The following is a 24,013-nucleotide window of genomic DNA, read 5'->3' on the forward strand; positions in this document are numbered from 1 at the left end:
CACAGCCTGAAGGAGTAGTTTTGCGTTATTTTCTAGCGCTTGGGTCGCTCGTGCTCGGAATTGTGTTGCTGATTTTCGGAGCGGGGCAGCGTGCTTTCCTAGCGGGTCAGCATGATATCCATATGGAGGGTTCCCTGCCAGCAGCTAACTACGTGGTTTTGGAGGGCGCAGAGCTGAGTAAAATCCCTGGCACCCAGCGCTTTGACTTCGGAAAACAAGATGCCACCGTAGTTATCGGAAATACGGTAGATGTGCGTGCCTGGGTGGCGGTTTCAGGGCACACCCCGGTGCAGATTGATGCTGAAAATCGCGCTTTTGTGGCGGGGCAAGCGAGCGCTGCCGATGCTGAGGTGACATTGCCGGAGCAAGCTGTGCAACTTTCTGACAGCGATCTGTGGAGCTTTGTCGCAGCCAGCGACGGTGACAAAACCCTGAATTTTGAGACCACGGTGCAGCCGTGGCAGGCCGTGCTGGTAGCGCAAAATGCCGATACTGCTGCCAGTGCTTTTTCTGTGCACTGGCACGAAACATACAACACTCCGTGGGCGGGGCCGCTATTGAGCGCAGGTGCGCTTTTTACGCTGTGCGGTTTAGTGCTTTATATTTTGTTTGTGGATCGTGACCGCCGTGGGCTCGGCCCGCAGCGTGGCAAGCGCGGGCCGCTGCCCGGTATTCGTGGCAGTTTTAAGCGTAAGGCGAAAGTAGATCCAATCTACCAAAACAGCGGTGCCGTAGCCGCTGCAGAAGATGCAGTTGCCACTACAGAGACACCTACTGCAGACACTGTTTCGGAAACCGGCGCTATCGACACGGTAGAGACTGATGCTAACACCGGAGCAGAGGCTGCAGGTGAGCCGGAAGCTACCGCGGCAGCTGACGAGCCGAAAGGGGCTGCGAAAATGCAGGCAAACAAACCAGCGGCTGCGCGTCGCCGCTTAGCCGCTGTGGTGGCATTGCCGTTGGTGACAGGGTTAACCTTGGCTGGCTGCTCTGCGGAGTACTGGCCACAATTTGGCGCTGATGATAAGCCGAACGCGGTTGACGGGGTGCGCGTGCCAACAGTCTCTGAAACACAGCTCTCAAAAATTATTGAAGATGTTGTTTCGGTAGCGTATGAGGCTGACACTAAAACCGACGCGAAACTGCTGGAGAGTCGGTTTACCGAAGATGCTATTAAGCAACGCGAAGCTAATTATAAGATCAAAGCCGCTGTTGCCGAGTACCCGGTGAAGCTGCCATTCTTGCGCTATGAGCGGCTCGGCTACGAACTTGTGCAGCAGACCGAAGGGTGGCCGCGCACTGTGTTTGTAACTCTTGCAGCGGCTGACACTGCTGAGGGTGTTACTGCTGGAACCGCAGGAGCAGACAGCGGAGCGATTGGTGTGCTGTTGCAGCAAGCATCACCTTTTGAAAACTTTAAAGCCGCGCGGGTTTTGACGCTGCGTGGAGCCTTGCCGGAAGCCAGCCCGACCGAGGAAGGAACCGCGGTGCTCGACAATAAACTGCAAACGCTGCAGTTGAGCCCTGAAAATCTTGGCACGATTTATGCTCAAATGTTGGCACAGGGCAGCGCAGCAGTGCCACAGGCGGAGCTGTTTAACACCACTGGTGACCCGGTTCTGAGCAGCGGTGGTAACGCGTGGGTGGAGGCTGAGCAAGCTCGTACGGCGGGGCAGGAAGCCAGTGCTTCTTATTCTGTTGAGGCGCAGGTTGAAGGTAATGCTTTGGCGTTGTCAACCGGCACCGGCGGCGCGATTGTGTTTACAACCGTGCTAGAGAACCGCACCGTACAAGCAGGAGATAACTCGGAGATTACGGTCAGCAATGTGGTGAAAGCCATTTCCGGACTTGACGGTAAAAAGAAGAAGGTTGTGCAGCAGGTGCAGCACCAGCTAGTTTTCTTCGTGCCACGCGCTGAAGCAAATGAGAAAATTCAACTTTTGGGTTCTAGCAGCGAGATTATCGGAGCGCACGAATAATGAATGGGTCAAAGATTATTGGTGGCGGGGTTGATTTGAGTCACCTGGCTGCTCGCGCGCAACGGCGCAGCGGTGCACAGCAAGAGTTCACAATTAACGGACACCAGGCACGGGCTGCGGTTACCCAGCCTTCAATGAGCGCTGATTCTGTCGGCTCGGCAACGGTGAGCACAGGGGCAGATTATGCGGCTGGTGGTGCTGCAGCTGGTGCAGTGAGCGGTGCAGGATTACCCGCCGCGGGCCCTAATAACCCGGCACAAACTGTTGATATTCCTGCGGTGGTTTTCTCGGTATCTGACGCCACCCTCGACAACGCAGTGCAGCTGTCAGCCGTGGTTCCGGTGGTTCTTCTGTTGACCTCAGCTGAAGCCGAAGCACAGCAGCCGCAGCAGGAAGTCCTGGCGGATTACGTGCGGCAAATGGGTGGCAAAATCGCTTTGGGACTGATTGACGCTGCGGCGAATCCGCAGATTGTTGCAGCTCTGGCTCCCGAAACACTGCCCACAGCGGTGTTACTGCTAGGGCGCCGCCCAGAGCTTTTATATCAGGGTGCACAGAGCGCTGAAACCCTGGCGCAGGTGCTGCCGCAGATCGTTGCGCTGGCGGCACAGCAAGGTGTTGTCGGTGTCGTGAGTGCTCCTGACCTGGTTCTTGGTGAGGGGCTCCCGTCTGCTGCCCCGGAGCCACAGTTAAACCCTGAGCATCAGGCTGCTTTTGATGCTGCGCAGCTGGGCGATTATAAAACCGCAATCGCTGAGTATGAAAAGGTGCTGGCAAAGGCCCCGCGTGATGACGAAGCCAGCGCGGCGCTCGCGCAAGTAAAGCTGCTAGACCGACTCCACGGGAAAACTATGCAGGAGATTCGGGAAGCTGCGGCAGCGGATCCAGAAAACCTTGAAAATCAGATGCTGGTTGCTGACTTAGATATTAGTGGCGGGCACTTTGAAGATGGTTTCCTACGGCTGTTGGAGCTGTTTGAACGCTGTGCGAACGATGACAGGGCTGCTGTGCAAAAACGACTTCTGGAGCTGTTTGAAGTTGTCGGTGTGACCGACCCCACGGTGGTACTGGCACGGCGAAAACTCGCGAATTTGCTGTACTAAAATCCCAAAATTACGGGTTTCGATTTCGATATAGTGTGAATGCTCTGCCCTGCGGTAGTGCATTTCGTTGCCGCAAGGCATTATTTCGCACTGGTCGTGAGCGGGGAACTGGCAAAATTACACTGCAAGTCGTGAATGGAAAGGGAAACAAATTGCGCGCGTACTTCGACCATGCTGCCACCAGTCCGATGCCAGAAGAAGTCTTGGCTGCTTACACCACAGCTTTACGCGCAGTTGGGAATCCAGCCTCGCAGCATGCTGATGGTCAACGGACCCGCGAAATATTGGAGGCGGCGCGCGAAAAGCTTGCGCGGGGGATGGCAGTCACACCTGCGGAAGTGATCTTTACGGCTGGTGGTACCGAAGCGGTAAATCTCGGTATTAAAGGTCTTTATTGGGTGCGTAACAAAGACGCGAAACGGCCGGTGATCCTGGCCGCGATGGCGGAACACAACGCTACTATCGACACCGTGGAGTGGCTCGCTAAAACCCAGGGCGCGGTGGTGCAGTGGTTGCCTGTTGATTCAAGGGGATACCTCAGTCCCGAGGTGCTAGAACAACACATTCTGCAGCACGGCGCTGCTAACATCGCGTTGCTAACGGTGATGTGGGTCAACAACGAAATTGGCACAGTGCAGCCGGTGCCAGAACTGGCAGCCCTGGCAAAACAGCACGGCATTCCTACTCACACCGATGCGGTAGCAGCGCTAGGGCACCTCGATATTCGACACAGTGGGGTGGCTGCTATGAGCCTATCAGCACACAAAATTGGCGGTATTGTGTCCAGCGGTGCGCTGATCTTGGCGCGTGATACCCAGGTAGAGGCTTTGTTGCACGGCGGATCACAGCAGCGTGCGCGCTCGGGATCGCAGGACGCGGCAGCCGCAACCGCCTTTGCAGCCGCTTTTGAGCTTGCTCACACGCAGTGGGATAGTAAAGAAAAACACCTGGCGCAGCTGCAACAGCGACTAATCAGTGAAATCAAAGCGATTGACCCCACTGCGGTGCTGCGCGGTGCGACTCCGGTGGCACCGCAGCAGCTGCAGGCGGGGCAGCGGCCACCACGAGTTTACAATAACGTGCACTTCACCTTCCCTGGGCTGCAAGGGGACAGCCTGTTGTTTCTGCTAGACATGGCGGGGGTTTCGGTATCTACCGGATCGGCCTGCAGTGCTGGTGTGATTCAGGTGTCGCATGTGATGACAGCAATCGGGCTGTCAGAGCAGGAGGCGGCTGGTGCGATTCGTTTCAGCTACCACGACCGTACTACAGAGGCCGAGGTGCAGTTGCTACTGGAAGCTCTGCCCGCGGCCCTGATAGCGGCGCGTAAAGCTGGTTACACAGTAGCGGGATAGCAGCCGCTGCTGCGTAGCTTGCCAGCACTATCAGCTTAACGCGTTAAAATAATCAGTTGTGAAAGTTTTAGCAGCAATGTCAGGCGGTGTAGATAGCGCTGTCGCCGCAGCCCGCGCGGTTGAAGCTGGGCACGAGGTTGTCGGTGTGCACCTGGCTTTGAGCCGAATGCCGGGCACGCTGCGAACTGGCAGCCGTGGTTGCTGCACAGTTGAAGACGCAATGGATGCCAGACGCGTTGCTAACCTGCTCGGTATCCCTTTCTACGTGTGGGATTTTTCAGAGCGCTTCAAGCAGGATGTGGTCGACGATTTCGTGGCTGAGTACGAAGCAGGACGCACTCCGAATCCTTGCCTGCGCTGCAACGAGAAGATTAAGTTTGAGGCTTTGCTAGACAAGGCTATTGCGCTCGGCTTCGATGCCGTGGCGACTGGCCACTATGCGAATCTGGTTAGCACTGCGAACGGCTTAGAACTGCATCGCGCTAGTGCAGAGGCTAAAGATCAGTCTTATGTGCTTGGAGTTTTGACTCAGAAGCAGCTGCGGTACTGTTATTTTCCGCTCGGTGACACTCCCTCGAAAGATTTGGTGCGAGCTGAAGCGGCTGAGCGTGGCATCCAGATAGCAAAGAAGCCTGACAGCTACGATATTTGTTTTATTCCCGACGGTGACACTCGCGGTTGGCTTGATGAGCACACAACCCGCGTGCCGGGGGAGATTGTGGATCAACAGGGCACCGTCGTTGGTACTCATGACGGGGCGCAAGGTTATACGGTGGGGCAGCGTCGCGGGCTTCGGCTCGGGCGCCCCGCGGCAGATGGAAAGCCGCGTTTTGTGCTGTCGATTCGCCCAGTTTCAAATCAGGTTGTGGTGGGGCCGAAAGAGGCGCTGCAGATTGGGCAGCTCGCCGGTGGCAGGATGAGTTTTACAGGCCCCGCAGGCTTTGATATGGCACAGCCGTTTTCTTGCGAGGTGCAAATTCGAGCGCACGGCGACACAGTTCCGGCAACAGCGCAGCTGGTGTCGGTGACAGCTGCAAATCGCACCGAGCACACTCGAAAAGATGCTACTCATGAGCTGGTAGTAACTCCGCAGCAGCCGTTAACCGGGGTAGCCCCGGGACAGAGCGCGGTGCTGTATCAGGGCACGCGCGTGCTGGGGCAGTTCACTATTGATCATGCGGTTTCTGTGACTGCGATGTAGTTTTCAGGGTGGCGGATCCACCACAGCTTTAAATACCGCACAACACTTGTCGACTGTGTGTGACAGTTGTGCGGCTCGCAGGACAGTATTGTGCCTGTCTGGGAGCGGATTCGGCTGCCGCCACGAATAATAAGACAAGGGTCGAGACAACCGGAGCTGCCTCGACCCTGTGGTTCACCCTGCTGACTAGGCTACGTCAGCATCCACCCAGCCTTGAGACTTGGTGACTGCCTTCTTCCAGTTGCGCAGCAAACGGTCGCGCTCGTCGACGCTCATCTGTGGCTCCCAGCGGCGGTCTTCCTGCCAGTTAGCTGAGAGCTCGTCCATGCTTGCCCAGAACCCAGTTGCAAGACCCGCAGCGTACGCGGCGCCCAGCGCGGTGGTTTCCGCAACCACTGGGCGCACTACCGGCACACCGAGCACATCTGCCTGGAACTGCATCAGGGTGTCGTTGGCGATCATGCCGCCATCGACCTTCAGCTCGGTTAAATCTACGCCGGCGTCAGCATTAACCGCGTCGAGTACGTCACGGGTCTGGTAAGCAACTGCTTCCAGCGCCGCGCGAGCGATGTGGTTGCGATTTGAGTAGCGGGTGAGGCCGGTGATTGTGCCGCGTGCCGAAGCATCCCAATAAGGAGCGAACAGGCCGGAGAACGCCGGCACGATGTAGACGCCGCCGTTATCTGCTACCTGACTTGCGAGTTCCTCTACCTCAGGAGCAGCTGAGATAATACCCAGCTGATCGCGCAGCCACTGAATTAAGGATCCGGTAACCGCGATAGAGCCCTCAAGAGCGTAGTGGGTCGGGCCGTCACCGATCTTGTAGCCGACGGTTGTTAGCAGGCCGTTCTTAGAATGCACAATTTCTTCGCCGGTCTGGAAGATCAGGAAGCAGCCGGTGCCGTAGGTATTCTTGCTTTCGCCAGCGGTGAACGCTGCCTGCCCGAAGGTTGCAGCCTGCTGATCTCCCAGAATGCCGGAGATTGGAGTCTCACGCAGTAGTGAGCTGTCTTCGCAATGCCCGTACACTTCTGAGCTAGAGCGAATCTCAGGCATCATAGACAGCGGAACTCCGAAGTCTGCCAGGATGTTCTCATCCCAGGTGAGTGTTTTTAGATCCATGAACAGAGTGCGGCTGGCGTTAGTGACGTCGGTTGCGTGCACACCGCCGTCGGTGCCGCCGGTGAGATTCCACAGCACCCAGCAGTCGGTGGTGCCGAATAACAGGTCGCCTGCTTCAGCCTTTTCTCGGGCGCCCTCGACATTGTCTAGAATCCACTTGATTTTGGTGCCTGAGAAATACGTTGCAAGCGGCAGTCCGACTTTCTCCTTGTAGCGATCAGTGTCGCCCTGAGCGAGTTCGTCAACAATTGCCTGGGTGCGGGTGTCCTGCCACACGATTGCATTGTAAACAGGTTCTCCGGTGGTTTTATCCCACACCACAGAGGTTTCACGCTGATTAGTGATACCAACTGCGGCGATGTCGTGACGGGTGATGTCTGCGCGGCTCAGCGCAATGCCGATAACCTCTTGGGTATTCTGCCAGATTTCGATTGGATCGTGTTCAACCCAACCAGCCTGCGGCATAATTTGCTCGTGTTCTTTCTGACCGACAGAAATAACGTTTCCCGCCTTGTCGAAAACAATAGCGCGGGTCGAAGTTGTGCCCTGGTCGATGGCAATTACGTACTGTGACATGACTTTTCTCTTCTCTGAGTCTTAAGCAAAGGGTATAAGGGGAGTGCCGTCCACTCGCGGAACGGCACTCCCTAAGTGGTTAGGCTGCGAGGCTCAGCAGTGAAGGCGCGAGCAGTGCAGCGAGGGTGCCGCCGATTAGCGGGCCAACAACCGGAACCCATGAGTAACCCCAGTCGCTACCGCCCTTGCCCTTGATTGGGAGGATTGCGTGAGCGATACGTGGTCCGAGGTCACGGGCTGGGTTGATAGCATAGCCGGTTGGGCCGCCCAAGGAAACGCCGATACCTACAACGAGCAGCGCAACTGGCAGCGCAGAAACACCGCCGAGGCCAGCAGGTACGCCTACTTCTGCCACGCCGTAGTCAGCGAAGCCGAAAATCACGAAGACCAGCACGAAGGTTGCGATAATCTCGGTTACCAGGTTCCAAGCGTATGAGCGGTTAGCTGGTCCAGTTGAGAACACCCCGAGCTTGGTAGCCGCATCCGGCTCCATGTCAAAGTGCTCTTTGTAGCTGAGCCAGCACAGTACTGCGCCGATGAACGCACCGAGCATCTGTGCCGCAACTGCCACACCGAACTGTGCTGCGGTAATTTTCCCCGCTACCAGCAAGCCGATTGAAACAGCAGGGTTCAACTGAGCACCTGAGTACGCTGAAACCAGTACGCCTGCGAAAACCGCCAGGCCCCAGCCCCAGGTCACCATCAGGAAGCCTGCGCCGTTACCTTTGGTTCCTTTCAAGGCAACGTTCGCAACTACGCCGCCACCAAGCAGCAGCAGCATTGCGGTGCCAACTACCTCTGAGACGAAGTAGAGTCCAAGGTTAGTGTCCATTGTCAGCAATGACCTTTCTTTTCTAACAGCGGCAAGTGCCGCAAAGGGTGTCTGATGAGTTCATCAGATGTTTCTATTGTTCAGGGTTGCCTACGTTTGCAACTCCTGCCACGCCGGGAACAACCCGATGGTTGTCGTGCAAAATTTTTTCCAGGCGCGAAATCTCTGTTTTTTGTTGTGCTGCATCCCAGTCTAGCGCTGTGCCGATAGCTGCTGCGGTGTCGCTTAGAGTCTCCGAGCTCATCCCTCCCAGGAAAGCAATTGAGGTGCGTCGCAGTAGCAAATCATCAAGGTGTGCAACCTGCTCAGTAGTAGCTAGGTATTGCAGTTCTTGTAGCGAGTAACCCGGTGCGGTGGCGAGTTCATCATCACCTTGCTGTAGGTGTGCTAGCACCGCTGCAGCACGGGTGCCGTAGCGGTGAAACAGTGTTGTGGCTCGATCCACGCCCAGATTGCCGCGATGCTGCTCAATCCAGTTGCGCTGCGCAACCGCGGTGAGTGGATAGTTTTTGCCGCCGCCGATTGCGAGGTCGAGGGTGCTTACCAGGCGCGGTGCCTGCAACTCTTTTAGTGCATCGTTAGTGAGGTGCTCTGCAAGCGCACGGAAGGTTGTCCATTTGCCGCCTACCAGGCTCAACACTGGCACGCTGTCAAGTTCGGCGCGTTCGATTCGGTAGTCGCGGGAGACAAAACCAGGCGCGGTGTCGTCGTGTTTCGGCAACGGACGGATGCCGCTAAAGGTGTAGACAATTTGCTCGCGCTCTAGTTTGATGCTCGGGAATACGTGCCGCACTAGGTCGAAGAAGTAGTCGATTTCGCTATCGGTGCACACAACCGGCTTACTAGGGTCGGCGTTAACGTCGGTGGTGCCGACCAAGACGCGGTTTTTGAACGGGTAAATCAGTACGATGCGGCCGTCAGAGTGCTCGAAGAAAATCTCGTTGCCGCGGGTTGCCGCGTACAGTTCGTCGTTATGAAGCACAATGTGGCTGCCTTTGGTGCCGCCCATGAAGCTGGTTTTTTGGCCCATGGCGTCGTTGGTGAGGTCGGTGCGGGCGCCGGAAACATTGAGCACCACTTTTGCGCGGAAGCTGAACTCTGTGGCGGTGATGTTATCGCGAAGGATCACCGCACCGTCGCTGTACCCAACTGCCTCCACATAGTTGACGGCGCGGGCCCGATCACCGCCTGCCTGCAGTCCGTCTGCTAAGACGTCCAGGGCGATGCGCTCAGGGTCGTGCATTGAAGCGTCATAGTAGGTTGCGGTGTATTTAACGTCGCTGCGCATCTGCGGGAAAGTAGCGAGTGATTTTTTGCGACCTACGAAGCGGTGCCGCGGCACACTGCCGCCGTCCCGTGAGAAGGTATCGTAGACGGTCAGTCCGATTTTGATGAGGCAGGCACCGCGCTCTTTTGGTTTACCTTTGCCGTGTGTCACCAGCATTCGCCACGGTGCTGACAGAATGCCGGAGAAGGTGGAAAAGATTGGCATTGTGGTGCGCAGTGGTTTGACATAGTGCGGCGCGTTTTTGATGAGACGGTTGCGCTCCGTCACTGATTCTTCTACCAGTCGAAATTCGCCGTTTTCCAGATAGCGAATGCCGCCGTGCACCATGTGGCTGGAGGCTGATGAAGCTCCGGAGACGTAGTCGCCGCGCTCCACCAGAGCAACATCGATGCCCTGTAGGGCGAGATCGCGGAAAGTTGCGATGCCGTTGATTCCGCCGCCGATGATGAGCACGTCTGCGGTGGCGCGCTGTTGCAACTGCTGCACTGCGGTGCGGGGCACTGTTTGAGTCATTTGATTTCCTTTTTAGGTATCTCTTGCCGCGCTATCTGCCGGATAGCGTGGATAACAAACTTCTAATACAAACTTTGTCTAATTTTGCACATTTTCGCAACCTTAATGGGCAAACGTGCACTAGTATAATTATTTCCAAGCAGAATTACGCTTAGAAATCATAAAAGTGGGGAAAAATGAATATTGAGCGTGAGAATGTGCGCATTAAGGATGCCATTCGTGCTGCGAAGTTATATTACGAAGCAGCAGAAACCATGGAGTCGATTGCACTGCAGCTGCGAGTCAGCAGATCATCAGTGTCGCGGCTGCTGAGTTTCGCCCGCGAACGCGGTCTGGTTGAGATTCGCATCAACGAGCCGCGTGAGCAGCAGCGGTTATTAGAAGAGAGATTTCTGAAAAAATACGGGGTTAAAGCACATATTGTTGCTGCTCCAAGCGGAGTAACCGAACTAGAGAAATTAGAGATTGTGGCGCAGGCTGCGGCACCAATTATTGCTGCGGCTGTGATCCCGAAACAGATTGTGGGCCTGGCCTGGGGGTCAACTCTCTCTGCAATTACGCGGTTTTTGCCGAATAAAGAGGTTTATGATGTGCAGGTCGTGCAGATGAACGGCGCTGCTAACGTTCGCACCAGCGGCATCAGCTACACTGCGGGGTTGTTGGCGCGTTTTGCGCAGCGCTTTGGCGCGGTTATGAACCAGTTCCCGGTGCCGGCGCTGTTTGATGACCCGCGCACTAAAGAAGCGATGTGGCGCGAAAGCTCTGTGAAGCGTGTTTTGGAGCTGCAGCGTCGGGCTGGGCTGTTTATTTTTGGCTTGGGATCACCCGGTGCCGGGGTTCCTTCACATGTTTTTGCGGATGAATACCTGAACAGTGCTGACCTGGAGCTCATCAAAAAAGAGGCTGTTGTCGGGGACTGTGCAACTACTTTCTTCAGGAAAGACGGTAGTAGTCACGATATTTCTTTGAACGAACGCTCCAGTGGTCCGACTTTTGAGCAGATTAAGGCTATTGCGCACCGGCTTTGCGTGGTCGCCGGGCGTGGGAAACGTGATGCTTTGTTGGGCGCTTTACGGGCTGGTTTGATTACCGAGCTAGTGGTTGATGAGCACTGTGCCAGGGCAGTGCTGGATAAGGCGCAGGCTCAGGCTTAGGGAGGCGAGTGCGACTCTGAGGGGCAGCTTCCTGGGATAGAAACAAGTTAGGCTGTTGGAAAATCCAACAGCCTAACTTTTTCAGGGTGGCTAACGGGACTTGAACCCGCGACCCTCGGCACCACAAGCCGATGCTCTACCAACTGAGCTATAGCCACCATGTTGCTTACCGGGGTAAGTAACTTCTAAAGTATAACCAGAAAGCCAATTGAAAACCAAATGTCTGGCGTGTCTAGGCAGTGCCAACGTTCTCGGGCAGAGGTGCCCGCGGTAGAGCTTTAGGTATCAGCGGCGGGTGCCGAAGCAGTAGCTGGTTCTGACGCACCCGACCCCGTCACCAGCGCTGCGAAGTTCGCGACTGTAGAGCTCTGCTGTTGCCGGGCTGCCGCGGAATCTGGACCCGGTTGCGCGACAAACACGGTGTCGCGGAAGTAAGCTAGCTCGCGAATTGATTCCGCGATGTCGGCCAGCGCCCGGTGACCGCCGTGTTTCACCGGGGCATGCTCATAGCTCGCCGGGAACCAGCGGCGGGCGAGCTCTTTAATGGTGGAAACGTCGATGCTGCGGTAGTGCAACAGGGCATCAAAATCAGGCATATAGTGCGATAGGAAGCGGCGATCCATGCCGATGGTGTTACCCGCAACCAGCGGGCGACTGCTGCCGGAGATGTGTTCCCGTACATATGCGCACAGCTGCCGCTCTGCCTCCGCAACGGTGGCTCCCGCAGCAATTTGCGGCAGCAGCCCGGAGGCAGTGTGCATTTCGGTGACAAAATCATTCATGTTTGCGAGCGCTTCCGTGCCGGGGTTAATGATAATCTCAAAACCCGGATGCACCGGCTGCAAATCAAAATCGGTGATAATTACGGCAACCTCGGTGAGGCCGTGTCGCTGCACGTCGAGCCCCGTCATTTCGCAGTCGATCCACACAATACGAGCGGCTGGATAGTTAGACATGAAGCTCCTTTAAAGCAATAGCGCACAAAACTGACTCAGAGTCTCTAAGCTATATTGTATGGCTATTCTTCCAATTACAATCTGCGGGGAGCCGGTATTGCACGAACCGGCGGCTCCCGTGACCGAGTTTAATGACGAGCTGCGCACCCTGGTGGCTGACATGTTTGAGACCTGTGCTGCGGCTCCCGGCGTGGGGCTTGCAGCACCGCAGGTGGGTGTCGGCAAGCGGATTTTCGTGTGGGATTATGCGGACCAGGATGTCGCGCCTGCAAAGGGCGTGGCGATTAACCCCGAGCTGTGGTTGAGCCCGCTTGAGGTGTCGCCGCTTGATGAGCAAAGCGAAGCAGAGGGCTGCCTGTCTTTCCCGGGTGAGTACTATCCGCTGCGGCGTGCGGCGAAGGCACGGCTGCGGGCACAGGATCTTGACGGCAACTGGTTTGAGTTTGAGGCAAGCGGCTGGTTCGCGCGAATCATGCAACACGAGTTTGATCACCTGCTGGGGTATCTTTATGTGGATCGGCTCGACGATTTCGAATACCGTGAGGCGATGCGGGTAAAGCGTAAAAAGAAGTGGGGTGTGCCGGGGCTGACCTGGCTGCCTGAGGTTCCCGCAGCCGACACTGCCGAGTAACCGTGGCCGCTGCAATATGCGGCGACCGGTAAAGCAAAGCGCGCTGTCTGACCGAGAGGTGAGGCAGCGCGCCCGCATTTTTATGATTATTTATCGCCCGATGGATCCGGCTGACGAATGATTGGGATTGTGCCAGTCTCCGGGCCGATTTCCAGCGCTGCGGTGTGCGTGATTTCAGCCGCGTCAGACTGCTGCATCTGGCGCATTGTGGGTGCCAGCTGGGTGGCATAAGGGTTGCTTTCTGGTGCTAAGAGCCACGCTGCAACCGTTGTTGCGAGCAGCGCTGCAGTAACCCAGAAGCCTAGCTCGAAGCCAGACATATCCACAATCAAACCGATTAAGAGCGGCCCGATTACGCTGCCTAAATCAAGCACCATTGAGTGCATTGAAATCACGCTTGCGCCGTTGCGGTTGCCGATAACGTCAGCCACCGCCGCGTTCTGGGCAGGGTTCAGGAGGGCTGATCCAACCCCCGCAAAAACCATGATGATGAGCACGCCCGCTAGCTCAGACATGAAAGGCAGTGCGGCGTATGCCAGAGTGCTGATACTAAAGCCTAAAAGCACCAGCGGTTTTCTACCGATTTTGTCGTTCCAGCGCCCCGAAGGAATCACTAGCGCGGCGTTGCCCGCGGCATAAGCAGTTAGTGCCCAACCAGGAGCAGCAAGATTGTTAGCACTGATTGCCGCCACAAACAACGGCACTACCGAGATGCGCACACCCCACACCGCCCAACCGGTCGTGAAAGCAGAGTACAGGGCCGCCCAGAAAGTGCGGGAGTGCAGTGCTTCGGAGAGACTGATTGGAGTGTTGTGCTGCTGCACGGGTTGGCCCTGCGCAGTGTTGATTTTCCCTAGCGAAACAGCCACAAAAATCCCGGCGATAACCAGTAGTCCTGTGTATACGAAGAACGGTGCCTGCAGACTGATTGCCGCGACTACTGCGCCGATTGCAGGGCCTATGAGGGCGCCGAGCAGGAAGCTCGCAGCATTGTAGCTGAGAATTTTGCCGCGCATATGCGCGGGTGAGAGCTTGATGACCAGGGTGCTCGCGGCAACCGTGAAAAGCACTGAGCCGATACCGCTGAGAGTGCGGAAAGTCAGCAGCATTGGATAGTTGGTAGCGAAGCCGCAAGCCAGAGTTGTTGCCGCAACAAAAAAGAGGCCTGTGATGTATGACAGGCGCTCATTGGTGCGTTTTACAAACCATCCGGCGAAGGGCGCTGCGATGATTCGCATCAGGGCAAATGCGCTGACGATAGCGCTCGCAGCGGTAATCGAAACCCCGTACGAGGTCGCGAGCTGGGGGATGATAGGGGCCACAATCCCAATGCCTAGCGCGATACAAAACCCGCCCGTAATCAGCGCCCAAATCTCTGTCGGAATCTTGTTACTCTGCATACAACTCCTAAGAGAATCAAGGTTTTCAGCGCCCCCAGCAGGACTCGAACCTGCAACCAACGGATTAGAAGGCCGTTGCTCTATCCTTTGAGCTATGGGGGCGTACAAAGCATAATCTTAGCACCGCGCAGCAACTTGTAAGTTCAGTAGGCTGAGTGCAGCGAGCTAGAGCGGCGTGGAAATTTGCCGCTGTTTGTGTGCAGGCTGTAAACTGGCTGAGTAACTTATCTACACGGAGGCGAAGTGAGCAATCCACATAACGACCCAGGTCACGGCGATTCACCTGCTGCATGGACAGCAGTTGTAATCATGCTGCTAGCTTTTGCTGCAGGCGGTGTGTTCTTCTTCCTTAATATGCCAACCTACGTTTATGTCAGCGCTGGCGTTTTTGTGCTCGGCCCAATTGTCGGGTGGGTTCTTGCGAAGGCCGGATACGGCGTTAAAGGTCCGAAATATACCCCTAAAAAACACTAAATTTTGTTAGGCGACTTATACGCGAGCGCGTTGTCTGAGGCGCGCGCTCGCGAAGAACAAATTGGAATATCTGCTCTTGAAGCGATGATTGCGGAGGGAGCAGCTCCGCTTGATGCCTTAACGGCGCTCAGCCCTACCGAAACTGTGCGGGTGATTGCCGAGGTGAAACGCTCTAGCCCGGCGCAGGGTGATTTGGCACAGATTCCTGATCCGCAGTTGCTGGCACAGCAGTATGAAGCTGGCGGTGCTAGCGCGATTAGTGTGCTCACTGAACAGCAGTACTTTAACGGCAGCCTGCAAGATTTGGCTGCGGTGCGCAAAGCAGTAAGCCTGCCGATTCTGCGAAAAGACTTTATTGCAACCGAGTATCAGCTGCTGGAGTCTCGTGCTTTCGGCGCAGATATCGTACTGCTAATTGTTGCCGGTTTGGAGCAGCCATTGCTGCAGCGGCTATATGATTTTGCCGGGGAACTGGGGCTGACCGCACTGGTTGAGACCCACAGCGCTGAAGAAGTGTCGCGTGCTGTTGATTTGGGTGCGGAGCTGATCGGGGTGAACGCGCGTAATCTCACTACCTTCGAGGTTGATCGCGGGCTGTTTGAGCGGGTTGCCGATCAAATTCCTGCGGGTATTACGCGGGTTGCCGAGTCAGCTGTGGCATCGCTATCGGATGTGGAACGTTACCGAGAAGCGGGTGCTGACGCGGTACTGGTAGGGGCCGCCCTGGTGCAAGATAGCGACCCGGCGCAACTGGTGGCAAGTTTTGCCGCTGTCAGTTAACCTAACTGCTTGCCAGTATTTTGTAATCTTTTACTTCAAGTTGAGTCCATAGACATAGTGTTTGCTGTGCCGGTCAGTGGTATTCTAGATGAAGTACTTAGCCGTTAGTCGGCACCGGTTGTGCGCCGTGATGTTGGTTTTCTAAGCGCAGCAGTTTACGAAATAAGAGGACCCGTATGTTTGTCAGCAGTATTCCCAGCCCCGATGTGTCTTTTTTTGAGATTGGGCCACTGCGAGTGCATTTTTACGCAATCTGCATCATGGTGGGAATTGTTTTTGCCGCGGTTATCAGCGGTCGGCGCTTGACAGCCCGCGGCGGCGAACGCGGTGTTGTGATTGATTTCGTGGTGTGGTCAGTGGTGCTCGGTATCATCGGCGCGCGTCTTTACCATGTGCTGACGCACTGGGCTGATTTCTTCGGTCCAACTGCAACCCAGAACTGGTGGGAAATTTGGAACGGCGGGATCGCTATTTTTGGTGCGCTTGCAGGTGGCGCGCTCGGTGTTTTCTGCGCTTCGCGACTAACTGGGATTCGCTTCTGGTCATTCGCGGACGCGCTGGCTCCGGGCTTGCTTGTGGCACAGGCGTTTGGGCGCCTCGGTAACTGGTTTAATCATGAGCTGTTCGGGGGCCCCACCACGCTGCCGTGGGGGCTGGAAATTTCACCCGATAATCCAGCCGTGCCTGTCGGTTTGCCGGCTGATACTCTGTATCACCCGACCTTCCTCTACGAGATTCTCTGGAACCTCGCCGGTGTTTTCGTGCTGCTGTGGATCGAGCGTAAACTGCGGCCGCGTTGGGGTAAGCTGTTCGCCTGCTACCTCATCTGGTACGGCATCGGCCGCTTCTGGATCGAGGGAATGCGCTTGGACCCGAGCTATAGTGTGTTCGGTTTGCGTACCAATGAGTTGGCGGCGCTGCTGGTAATTGTGCTGGGTATTGTGCTTTGGATTGTGCAGAGCAAACGGCACCCCGGCGTGGAAAAAAATATTTACTTGCCTGGGCGGCAGCGTCCTGGAAAATCAGTGTTGGCAGAGACCGCTGACGCTGAGAAATTCCACCATGTGCTGGTGCGGGAGTCGGCTGCTACGACAGGAAGTGCCAGCCCGGTTGCTTCGGTGCCAGAGGTCACTGAGAAAGCGGCAGCAGCATAGCCCGCAACGCGGTTTTGGGTTGAGCTGAAAACAAAAGGAGTTAAAATATGCGTCACGCGAAGATTGTAGCCACCTGGGGGCCAGCGGTTTCGAGTTATGAGGCGACGCTGCAGCTGCTGCAGGCTGGTGTAAATGTGGCGCGCCTGAACTTTTCACACGGCACCCACGCAGTGCACGAGGGAATCCTACGAAATATTCGCCGAGCCGAGGAACAGGTGGGGCGTCCGATTGCGGTGCTCGCTGACCTGCAGGGGCCGAAGATTCGGCTCACAACTTTTGCTGACGGCCCGCACGAGTTAGCGGAGGGGGATCCGTTCGCGATTACTGTGCGTGATGTTGTGGGAGACCGCACCATCTGCGGTACCACCCATAAGGGTCTGATTGGTGACGTTGCTGTCGGTGACCAGCTATTGATTGATGACGGCAAAGTCGCGCTGCGAGCCGTGGAGGTTACTGCAGACACTGTGCATACCGTGGTGGAAGTGCCGGGGACGGTCTCCAACAATAAGGGGATTAACCTGCCGGGGGTTGCGGTTAATGTGCCCGCACTGTCTGACAAAGACGAAGAAGATTTGCGATTCGCCCTAAAAATCGGGGTTGACTATATTGCGCTGTCATTTGTGCGTGACGCTAAAGACATTACCCGGGTTCACGAGATCATGGCGGAAGAGGGTAAAACTCTGCCGGTGATTGCAAAGATTGAAAAACCGCAGGCTGTGCAGAACCTGGAAGCAATTATTAAGGCTTTTGACGGCATTATGGTTGCGCGCGGTGATCTTGGTGTTGAGCTGCCTTTGGAGCAGGTGCCGCTCGTGCAGACCGAAGCAATTGCGCTGGCGCGCGAAAACGCCAAGCCGGTGATTGTGGCAACCCAGGTATTGGAGTCGATGATCGAAAATCCGCGGCCAACCAGGGCGGAAGCATCTGACTGTGCTAACGCGATTTTGGATGGTGCTGACGCGGTGATGCTGTCGGGTGAAACCAGCGTCGGCGCGTACCCGATCACTGCGGTGGAGACTATGGCTCGTATCATTAAAGCCACGGAGCAGCACGCGCTGGAGCGTATTGATCCACTGAAGAAAAAGCCACACACCCAGGGTGGTGCTTTGACTCTGGCGGCGAATGAGGTGGCGCAGTTCGTGGGTGCGAAGTTCGTGTGCGTGTTTACTGAATCGGGTGACACTGTGCGGCGGATGAGTCGTTTGCGGGCGCCGCTGCCAATTTTTGGTTTCACACCGAGCCAAGAGATTCGACGTCGTATGGAACTAACCTGGGGAGCGCGCAGTTATTTGGCGCCACGAGTTGATTCTTCAGATGAGCTGTTTGTACAGGTTGATGACTATCTCTTGGAGCACTATCGAAAAGCAGAGGTTGGTGACCTTGCACTGGTGATTTGCGGCACCCCTCCGGGGATTACAGGAACTACCAACACTCTGCGGATTCACCGCATGGGGGAATCTACTGGGCGGTTAGCGGATGCGAAGCCGCGCAAGCACCTGCTGCAGCAGCACGACACCGCGTAGCAGCGTGTGGATGTGCATAACTAAGCGTTATGCGGTATGCTTAAAAAGCTGCTACAGCAGCGCGCCGGCTTGGTGGAATTGGTAGACACACTGCACTCAAAATGCAGCGCCGAAAGGTGTGAGAGTTCGAGTCTCTCAGCCGGCACAGAATATTCAATACTTTTATACTAAATTCGAGATTTATAAGGTATTCTGAAATCGTGAATGAAGAAGTAACTACTCAAAAGCGCGTAGTCGTTGCCGAAGACGAGTCTCTGATTCGTCTCGACATTGTGGAGACTCTGAAAGATCACGGGTACGACGTTGTTGGCGAAGCCGGTGACGGTGAGGAAGCTGTGCGTCTTGTTGAAGAGCTGAAGCCTGACGTCGTTGTGATGGATGTCAAGATGCCGAAGCTTGACGGCATCTCTGCTGCTGAAAAAATTAATAAGCAGCACATTGCTCCGGTGGTGTTGTTGACCGCGTTCAGTCAGCGGGAGCTGGTCGAGCGTGCCGCAGAGGCAGGGGCGTTAGCATATGTCGTGAAGCCTTTCACCCCGGATGATTTACTGCCCGCGATGGAAATTGCGATGAGCCGCTTCCAGCAGATAGTTTCGCTTGAGAGCGAAGTTGCTGATTTGGCTGAGCGTTTCGAGACTCGCAAACTGGTGGATCGGGCAAAGGGTATTCTCAATGACAAGATGGGCCTGACCGAACCAGAGGCTTTCCGCTGGATTCAAAAAGCGTCAATGGATCGCCGCCTCACCATGCAGGACGTCGCGAAAACCATCATCGACCAGCTCGGTCCGAAAAAAGACAACAGTCGTTACGAAAATAACTAGTTACTGTACTGCTGGCTGTTCGTTACTACAGCTGTGCTGCGGTTTTGTGGCTGCGCAGTGCCAGTTACAAGGTTTACAAATACCAGAGCGACCCACCATCGGCGGGTCGCTCTGGTATTTGTGTGCGGTGTTCTCGTAGCTGCTTAACTGTTTGCGGCAGCCGGCAATTTTTTGTAGAAGTTAGTTATGCGCACCGTAGAGCAGCGTTTGCCGTCGCTATCGCGGGTGATAACAATCTCGTGCACCGCTAAGGAACGCCCAACATGCACCGGAGTGCACACTCCGGTGACAGTTCCAGAGGTTGGGCTTGCGGTGTGGGTGGCATTAATGTCTACTCCTACACCTACATAACCGCTCGGCGCAAGAAAATTCGCGTGCATTGATCCGAGGGTCTCTGCTAACACCACGTAAGCGCCGCCGTGCAGCAGTCCAATTGGCTGGGTGTTGCCAGCAACTGGCATCTGTGCGACGGCTTTCTCCTTGGTGAATTCCAGTGGCGTAATTCCCATTTTATCCGCGAGGGCGCCGAAACCGCGCTGTTTTACATACTCCATCCCACACTCTGGTTTTTCAAAGCTGAGGCTGCGTGGATCCACCGCAGCACTGTTTGTTTCTGCCATTGCATCTCCTTAGTTGCTCTGGTGATATTGTACCGGGCATGGCGCAGCGACTGTTGCCCTATTGCTGTTGTGCCGCACTCCGGCTGGTGTGTTTCAGGTATTGTGACTGGCTCGTGACGTGCTTGCGGCTCGCTGCTCCCTGACAAAACCCAGTGGCAGGCGCTAGGCTGAGAGAGTGTCTGATAACAAACTCATGATTATTGACGGCCACTCACTGGCGTTCCGCGCATTCTACGGCACCCCTGTTGATCGTTTTATGACTGCTAACGGGCAGCACACCAACGCAATTTACGGTTTCATCTCGATGCTGTTGCGGATGCTTGAGGATCACAAACCCTCCAGTTTGGCAATTACCTTTGACGTTTCTAGACACTCTTTCCGCACTGAAGAATACCCGGAATACAAGGGTACCCGTGGTGCAACGCCACCAGAATTTAAAGGCCAGGTGCCGCTGCTGCAGGAAACGCTGCAGGCGATGGGCATTACGGTGCTGCAAAAAGCTGGTTTTGAGGCTGATGATTTGATTGCAACGCTGACCTCGCGGGCGGTTGCGGCCGGCGATAAAGTACTGGTGGTTAGCGGGGACCGGGACACGATTCAGCTGGTCACAGATGATGTGACACTGCTGTATCCAGCGAGCCAGGGGGTGCGGGAGATGAAGGCGTATGATCCCGCGGCAGTTTATGAAAAATACGGTGTTGCGCCGGAGCAGTACCGTATTATTGCGGCGCTGGTGGGTGAAACCAGCGACAACCTCCCGGGAATTCCGAAAGTTGGTCCGAAAACCGCGACTAAGTGGGTACAGCAGTACGGCACTTTTGCTGAAATTATGGCGCACCAGGACGACATTAAGGGTGTGGTTGGTCAGAACCTGCGAGACAATGCGCACCTTGCTGAGCGCAATTATCGCCTCAATAAGCTGCTGCAGGATGTGGATATTGATGTGGATCTCGCCGCCCTGCGCCTGGCTCAGCCGAATATGGAGGAGATGCTCGCCGCGTTTGAGCGGCTTGAGTTTCGCACCCTGAAAGCGCGGGTTATTAAGTTCTTCGCGGCTGACCAGGGCGTTGCAGCGGGGGCGGGCAGCGAGGCAGGAGCGAGCAGCACCGCCGGGGCGGGAAATGCAGTCGCTGCGGCCGGCGGCGAGGCTGTTGTTGCAAACACTGTGACCGGAGTTTCACAGATTGCAGCGGCCGCTGGGGGCACGGGTGAGATTCAGGCGCGGTATCTGCGCCCAACAGAGGTGATGCCGTGGGTTGAGAGTGTCGCTAATCCAGCGGTGGTGCTGGTGCAGCACCTGGATGATACCGCGGAGATCTTGGTTTATCTAGCCAGCGAATCCGAAACTGTCGCGTTTAGCTGGAAGTTAGGGTCGCAGGATTTTTTGAAGTTTAAAAATTGGCTTGCGAGCGCAAAGCCGAAACAGCTCTGGTCGCAGGCGGGTATGGTGCACGACGAGATTAAAATCGGCGGTGTCAGCGTTGATTTCAAACTGCTGGCGCAGCTAAAGCGCCCAGATCTTGATAACAGCACTTTCTTGAAGGCAATTGCAAACGTTACGGATATTAAACCTGCGCCGTTTGCGGGCGCGGAGCGAGCTAATGCGCTGCGCCTTGGTGCGCAGCAGGTGCTTGAGCAGCTGACCGATGCAGAACGGAAGCTGTACACAGAAACTGAGATGCCTTTGGCGCCAGTGTTGGCACAAATGCATCAGCGTGGAGTGGCGATTGACACCGCGGTGCTTGAGCAGCAGGCGGCGCAGCTGGGGGCGGAAATTGTGGTGCTTGAGCAGCGCGCAGCCGAGCTGATTGGGCGTGAAGTTTCGTTGACCTCTACGCAACAGCTGCAAACCGTGCTGTTTGAAGATTTACAGATGCCAAAAACTCGCAAGATTAAAAGTGGGTATTCCACCGATGCGGCGGCAATTGAGGAACTGCAAATGCAGGCTCCGCACGAGTTCTTGGATGTGTTAGCGACGCACCGTGAGCAGAATAAACTGAAACAAATTATTCAAACACTGCTGGATGAAGTGCAGGAGGATGGGCGGATCCACACCCGCCTGCTGCAGCTTGGGGCGGTTACGGGACGTTTATCTTCCGATCGCCCGAACCTGCAGAACATTCCGATTCGTACGACTGCTGGGGCGGAGATTCGGCGTGCGTTTACGCACGGACCCGAGTACGAAGGGATTTTTACCGCGGACTATTCGCAGATTGAGATGCGGGTGATGGCGCACCTCAGCGGTGATGATGAACTGATTGAGGCGTTTAACGACGGTGAGGATCTGCATCGCTCCGTCGGCGCGCGTGTGTTTGGGGTTGCTCCTGCTGAGGTCACCTCGGAGATGCGCAGCCGGGTGAAAGCGATGAGTTACGGTCTGGCTTATGGGCTGGGGGCTTTTGGCTTGGCAAAGCAGCTGGGGATCTCGCAAGCCGAAGCGAAGCAGCTGATGGGTGATTATTTTGTACGGTTTGGGGCGATTCGTGATTATCTGCGCGACGTTGTTGAAAATGCCCGGGAACTAGGATACACCGAGACCATGTTTGGGCGGCGGCGGCCGTTCCCAGGGTTGAAATCACCGAACCGTATTCTGCAGAAAAATGCGGAGCGTGCCGCGCAAAACGCGCCTATTCAGGGAACTGCGGCTGATATTATCAAGCGTGCCATGGTTGCGATTGAGGCGCGGATGAAGAAAGAGAAGTTGCGCAGCCGAATGATTCTGCAGATTCATGACGAACTGATGTTTGAATGCGCTGCCGGGGAGCGGATGGCCCTGGAATTGTTAGTGCGTGAGGAAATGGCGAACGCTGCGCAGCTGCGTGTGCCGCTTGAAGTATCAGTGGGATTCGGAGCAAACTGGCAGGAAGCCGGGCACTGACGGCGCGGTAGTATTGCGGCTCTTAGGGAAAACAGCTACACTTTAATAGTCACTATTCTGTGATGAACTATGTCCATTTTGGCTAGAAGATTTTCTAGCCCCGATTTAAATCCATTCTGGAGACCACTTACATGACAAGCAAAGCGACCAAGGCAACCCAGGTAGCCGTAGACGACATCGGCTCAAAAGAAGACTTCCTTGCCGCGGTCGAAAAGACCCTGAAGTTCTTCAATGACGGTGACATGATTGAGGGCACCGTAGTGAAGATTGACCACGACGAGGTTCTGCTCGACGTTGGTTACAAAACCGAGGGTGTTATTCCCTCACGCGAGCTTTCAATCAAGCACGATGTAAATCCGGGCGAGGTTGTTGAAGTTGGCGATACTGTTGAAGCTCTCGTGCTGCAGAAAGAAGACAAAGAGGGTCGCCTGATTCTGTCTAAGAAGCGCGCACAGTACGAGCGTGCCTGGGGCGATGTTGAGACTGTTAAAGAGAACGACGGCATCGTTACCGGTACTGTTATTGAGGTCGTAAAGGGCGGCCTGATTGTTGACATCGGACTGCGCGGCTTCCTCCCAGCGTCGCTTATCGAGCTGCGCCGCGTGCGCGATCTGACACCTTACCTGGGGCAGGAAATCGAGGCAAAGATTCTTGAACTTGACAAGAACCGCAACAACGTAGTTCTGTCACGCCGCGCAATGCTGGAGGAAACCCAGTCTGCAAGCCGTTCTTCATTCCTGCAGGAGTTGAAGCCAGGCCAGGTACGCAAGGGTGTAATCTCATCTATCGTAAACTTCGGTGCCTTTGTTGATCTCGGCGGCGTTGACGGTCTCGTGCACGTTTCAGAACTCAGCTGGAAGCACATCGAACACGCTTCAGAGGTTGTTGAGGTTGGCCAGGAAGTAACCGTTGAGGTGCTTTCTGTAGAGATGGATCGTGAGCGCGTTTCACTGTCTCTCAAGGCAACCCAGGAAGACCCATGGCAGGTATTTGCTCGTACTCACGCCATCAACCAGATTACCCCTGGTAAAGTTACCAAGCTCGTACCTTTCGGTGCTTTCGTGCGCGTTGCAGACGGCATCGAGGGTCTGGTACACATCTCTGAGCTGTCAGCTGCGCACGTAGATTTGGCAGAGCAGGTTGTGTCTGTAAATCAGGAAGTATTCGTTAAGATCATTGACATCGACCTTGAGCGTCGTCGCATCTCACTCAGCCTGAAGCAGGCAAACGAGGGTGTAGATCCGGAAGGCACCGAGTTTGATCCAGCTGCTTACGGGATGATCACCGAGTACGACGAGAACGGCGAGTACAAGTACCCAGAAGGCTTCGACCCGGAAACCCAGGAATGGAAAGAGGGCTTCGAGGCACAGCGTGAGGCTTGGGAACAGGAATACGCTGCTGCGCAGGCACGCTGGGAAGCTCACAAAGCACAGGTTGCTGCTGCACAGGCGCTAGAAGCTGCTGCACCAGCTCCAGCTGAAGAGACCCCTGCAAACTTCTCAAGCGAGGCTACCTCAGCAGGTACCCTGGCTGACGACGAAGCGCTGGCTGCTCTGAAGGAGCACCTGGAGGGCAACTAACAGTCCTAGCTAACACAGCTTAAATTTGGTGCGGTTCTGCGATAGGGCCGCACCAAATTTTGTGTTGGCGCAA

The 24,013-nt window shown here is 55.6% G+C and carries 19 protein-coding genes and 3 tRNA genes; 14 read left to right on the forward strand and 8 right to left on the reverse strand.

The genetic code is table 11. From position 1 onward, the window contains the following. The first annotated feature begins 20 nt into the window (after window positions 1-20). The 4 genes from F5897_RS00245 to mnmA all read left to right on the forward strand — a co-directional run bounded on the left by F5897_RS00245 (window position 21) and on the right by mnmA (window position 5,638). A complete protein-coding gene (locus F5897_RS00245) occupies window positions 21-1,979 on the forward strand; it encodes a DUF8094 domain-containing protein (RefSeq protein ID WP_183304076.1) in 1,959 nt (652 codons plus the stop codon). After that, on the forward strand, window positions 1,979-3,082 hold the full coding sequence (locus F5897_RS00250; protein ID WP_183304077.1) for a co-chaperone YbbN: 1,104 nt from the start codon (window positions 1,979-1,981) through the stop codon (window positions 3,080-3,082). The genes F5897_RS00245 and F5897_RS00250 overlap by 1 nt, the downstream gene beginning before the upstream one ends. Window positions 3,083-3,213: 131 nt before the next feature. Beyond that, a complete protein-coding gene (locus F5897_RS00255) occupies window positions 3,214-4,437 on the forward strand; it encodes a cysteine desulfurase family protein (RefSeq protein ID WP_343048694.1) in 1,224 nt (407 codons plus the stop codon). A 76-nt stretch (window positions 4,438-4,513) separates the two neighbouring features. Beyond that, a complete protein-coding gene (gene mnmA, locus F5897_RS00260; protein WP_221221207.1) occupies window positions 4,514-5,638 on the forward strand; it encodes a tRNA 2-thiouridine(34) synthase MnmA in 1,125 nt (374 codons plus the stop codon). A 186-nt stretch (window positions 5,639-5,824) separates the two neighbouring features. Here the strand turns inward: mnmA and glpK are convergent, their stop codons facing one another. The 3 genes from glpK to F5897_RS00275 all read right to left on the reverse strand — a co-directional run bounded on the left by glpK (window position 5,825) and on the right by F5897_RS00275 (window position 9,969). Beyond that, complete coding sequence (gene glpK, locus F5897_RS00265; protein WP_124823958.1) at window positions 5,825-7,336, reverse strand: glycerol kinase GlpK; 1,512 nt, start codon at window positions 7,334-7,336, stop codon at window positions 5,825-5,827. 79 nt (window positions 7,337-7,415) lie between these two features. After that, window positions 7,416-8,168 (reverse strand): MIP/aquaporin family protein, encoded by a 753-nt coding sequence (locus F5897_RS00270; RefSeq protein ID WP_124823959.1) that lies wholly within the window; start codon window positions 8,166-8,168, stop codon window positions 7,416-7,418. A gap of 73 nt (window positions 8,169-8,241) precedes the next feature. Further along, on the reverse strand, window positions 8,242-9,969 hold the full coding sequence (locus F5897_RS00275; RefSeq protein ID WP_183304078.1) for a glycerol-3-phosphate dehydrogenase/oxidase: 1,728 nt from the start codon (window positions 9,967-9,969) through the stop codon (window positions 8,242-8,244). A 176-nt stretch (window positions 9,970-10,145) separates the two neighbouring features. Here F5897_RS00275 and F5897_RS00280 point away from each other — a divergent pair, with 176 nt between their 5' ends. After that, window positions 10,146-11,123: a sugar-binding transcriptional regulator gene (locus F5897_RS00280; RefSeq protein ID WP_124823961.1), complete on the forward strand. Its 978-nt coding sequence runs from the start codon at window positions 10,146-10,148 to the stop codon at window positions 11,121-11,123. Window positions 11,124-11,208: 85 nt separating this feature from the next. Here F5897_RS00280 and F5897_RS00285 read toward each other — a convergent pair. Both F5897_RS00285 and orn read right to left on the reverse strand, forming a co-directional pair. Beyond that, window positions 11,209-11,281, reverse strand: a tRNA-His gene (locus tag F5897_RS00285). Between the two features lie 120 nt (window positions 11,282-11,401). Further along, complete coding sequence (orn, locus tag F5897_RS00290) at window positions 11,402-12,079, reverse strand: oligoribonuclease (protein ID WP_124823962.1); 678 nt, start codon at window positions 12,077-12,079, stop codon at window positions 11,402-11,404. 58 nt (window positions 12,080-12,137) lie between these two features. Between orn and def the strand changes: the two genes are divergently transcribed. Beyond that, window positions 12,138-12,710 (forward strand): peptide deformylase, encoded by a 573-nt coding sequence (gene def, locus F5897_RS00295; protein WP_124823963.1) that lies wholly within the window; start codon window positions 12,138-12,140, stop codon window positions 12,708-12,710. Between the two features lie 86 nt (window positions 12,711-12,796). Here def and F5897_RS00300 read toward each other — a convergent pair whose 3' ends face one another. Beyond that, window positions 12,797-14,110, reverse strand: coding sequence for an MFS transporter (locus F5897_RS00300; RefSeq protein ID WP_183304079.1), 1,314 nt, complete (start codon window positions 14,108-14,110; stop codon window positions 12,797-12,799). 29 nt (window positions 14,111-14,139) lie between these two features. Further along, window positions 14,140-14,212 (reverse strand) — tRNA-Arg (locus F5897_RS00305). A 141-nt stretch (window positions 14,213-14,353) separates the two neighbouring features. Here F5897_RS00305 and F5897_RS00310 point away from each other — a divergent pair. The 6 genes from F5897_RS00310 (at window position 14,354) to F5897_RS00335 (ending at window position 18,862) form a co-directional block, all read left to right on the forward strand. Further along, a complete protein-coding gene (locus F5897_RS00310) occupies window positions 14,354-14,584 on the forward strand; it encodes a DUF6704 family protein (protein ID WP_183304080.1) in 231 nt (76 codons plus the stop codon). A gap of 3 nt (window positions 14,585-14,587) precedes the next feature. Next, the gene (trpC, locus tag F5897_RS00315; protein WP_183304081.1) at window positions 14,588-15,364 is read left to right on the forward strand and encodes an indole-3-glycerol phosphate synthase TrpC; all 777 of its coding nucleotides are present in this window, start codon (window positions 14,588-14,590) and stop codon (window positions 15,362-15,364) included. A 176-nt stretch (window positions 15,365-15,540) separates the two neighbouring features. Next, a complete protein-coding gene (lgt, locus tag F5897_RS00320) occupies window positions 15,541-16,518 on the forward strand; it encodes a prolipoprotein diacylglyceryl transferase (RefSeq protein ID WP_124823967.1) in 978 nt (325 codons plus the stop codon). A gap of 47 nt (window positions 16,519-16,565) precedes the next feature. After that, entirely contained in the window at window positions 16,566-18,041 is a 1,476-nt protein-coding gene (gene pyk, locus F5897_RS00325; protein ID WP_124823968.1) for a pyruvate kinase, read from the forward strand. Window positions 18,042-18,104: 63 nt separating this feature from the next. After that, window positions 18,105-18,186, forward strand: a tRNA-Leu gene (locus F5897_RS00330). Between the two features lie 55 nt (window positions 18,187-18,241). Further along, on the forward strand, window positions 18,242-18,862 hold the full coding sequence (locus F5897_RS00335; RefSeq protein WP_425485638.1) for an ANTAR domain-containing response regulator: 621 nt from the start codon (window positions 18,242-18,244) through the stop codon (window positions 18,860-18,862). Window positions 18,863-19,005: 143 nt separating this feature from the next. Here the strand turns inward: F5897_RS00335 and F5897_RS00340 are convergent, their stop codons facing one another. Continuing rightward, window positions 19,006-19,482 (reverse strand): hotdog fold thioesterase, encoded by a 477-nt coding sequence (locus F5897_RS00340; RefSeq protein ID WP_124823970.1) that lies wholly within the window; start codon window positions 19,480-19,482, stop codon window positions 19,006-19,008. 193 nt (window positions 19,483-19,675) lie between these two features. On the opposite strand from F5897_RS00340, the gene polA reads away from it, so the two are divergent. After that, window positions 19,676-22,360: a DNA polymerase I gene (polA, locus tag F5897_RS00345; protein ID WP_183304140.1), complete on the forward strand. Its 2,685-nt coding sequence runs from the start codon at window positions 19,676-19,678 to the stop codon at window positions 22,358-22,360. A 131-nt stretch (window positions 22,361-22,491) separates the two neighbouring features. After that, window positions 22,492-23,940 (forward strand): 30S ribosomal protein S1, encoded by a 1,449-nt coding sequence (gene rpsA / locus F5897_RS00350; RefSeq protein ID WP_124823972.1) that lies wholly within the window; start codon window positions 22,492-22,494, stop codon window positions 23,938-23,940. Window positions 23,941-24,013: the final 73 nt, after the last annotated feature.

Source organism: Canibacter oris (genome assembly GCF_014197205.1).
GTDB lineage: Bacteria > Actinomycetota > Actinomycetes > Actinomycetales > Microbacteriaceae > Canibacter > Canibacter oris.

What these genes read in the sequence shown, in the direction of transcription:
- polA (WP_183304140.1), top strand. Translation starts at nt 19,676, where the DNA reads ATGATTATTGACGGCCACTCACTGGCGTTCCGCGCATTCTACGGCACC.
- glpK (WP_124823958.1), bottom strand. Translation starts at nt 7,336, where the DNA reads ATGTCACAGTACGTAATTGCCATCGACCAGGGCACAACTTCGACCCGC.
- lgt (WP_124823967.1), top strand. Translation starts at nt 15,541, where the DNA reads ATGTTTGTCAGCAGTATTCCCAGCCCCGATGTGTCTTTTTTTGAGATT.
- F5897_RS00250 (WP_183304077.1), top strand. Translation starts at nt 1,979, where the DNA reads ATGAATGGGTCAAAGATTATTGGTGGCGGGGTTGATTTGAGTCACCTG.
- F5897_RS00275 (WP_183304078.1), bottom strand. Translation starts at nt 9,969, where the DNA reads ATGACTCAAACAGTGCCCCGCACCGCAGTGCAGCAGTTGCAACAGCGC.
- def (WP_124823963.1), top strand. Translation starts at nt 12,138, where the DNA reads ATGGCTATTCTTCCAATTACAATCTGCGGGGAGCCGGTATTGCACGAA.
- pyk (WP_124823968.1), top strand. Translation starts at nt 16,566, where the DNA reads ATGCGTCACGCGAAGATTGTAGCCACCTGGGGGCCAGCGGTTTCGAGT.
- F5897_RS00280 (WP_124823961.1), top strand. Translation starts at nt 10,146, where the DNA reads ATGAATATTGAGCGTGAGAATGTGCGCATTAAGGATGCCATTCGTGCT.
- F5897_RS00300 (WP_183304079.1), bottom strand. Translation starts at nt 14,110, where the DNA reads ATGCAGAGTAACAAGATTCCGACAGAGATTTGGGCGCTGATTACGGGC.
- F5897_RS00270 (WP_124823959.1), bottom strand. Translation starts at nt 8,168, where the DNA reads ATGGACACTAACCTTGGACTCTACTTCGTCTCAGAGGTAGTTGGCACC.
- F5897_RS00340 (WP_124823970.1), bottom strand. Translation starts at nt 19,482, where the DNA reads ATGGCAGAAACAAACAGTGCTGCGGTGGATCCACGCAGCCTCAGCTTT.
- mnmA (WP_221221207.1), top strand. Translation starts at nt 4,514, where the DNA reads ATGTCAGGCGGTGTAGATAGCGCTGTCGCCGCAGCCCGCGCGGTTGAA.
- rpsA (WP_124823972.1), top strand. Translation starts at nt 22,492, where the DNA reads ATGACAAGCAAAGCGACCAAGGCAACCCAGGTAGCCGTAGACGACATC.
- orn (WP_124823962.1), bottom strand. Translation starts at nt 12,079, where the DNA reads ATGTCTAACTATCCAGCCGCTCGTATTGTGTGGATCGACTGCGAAATG.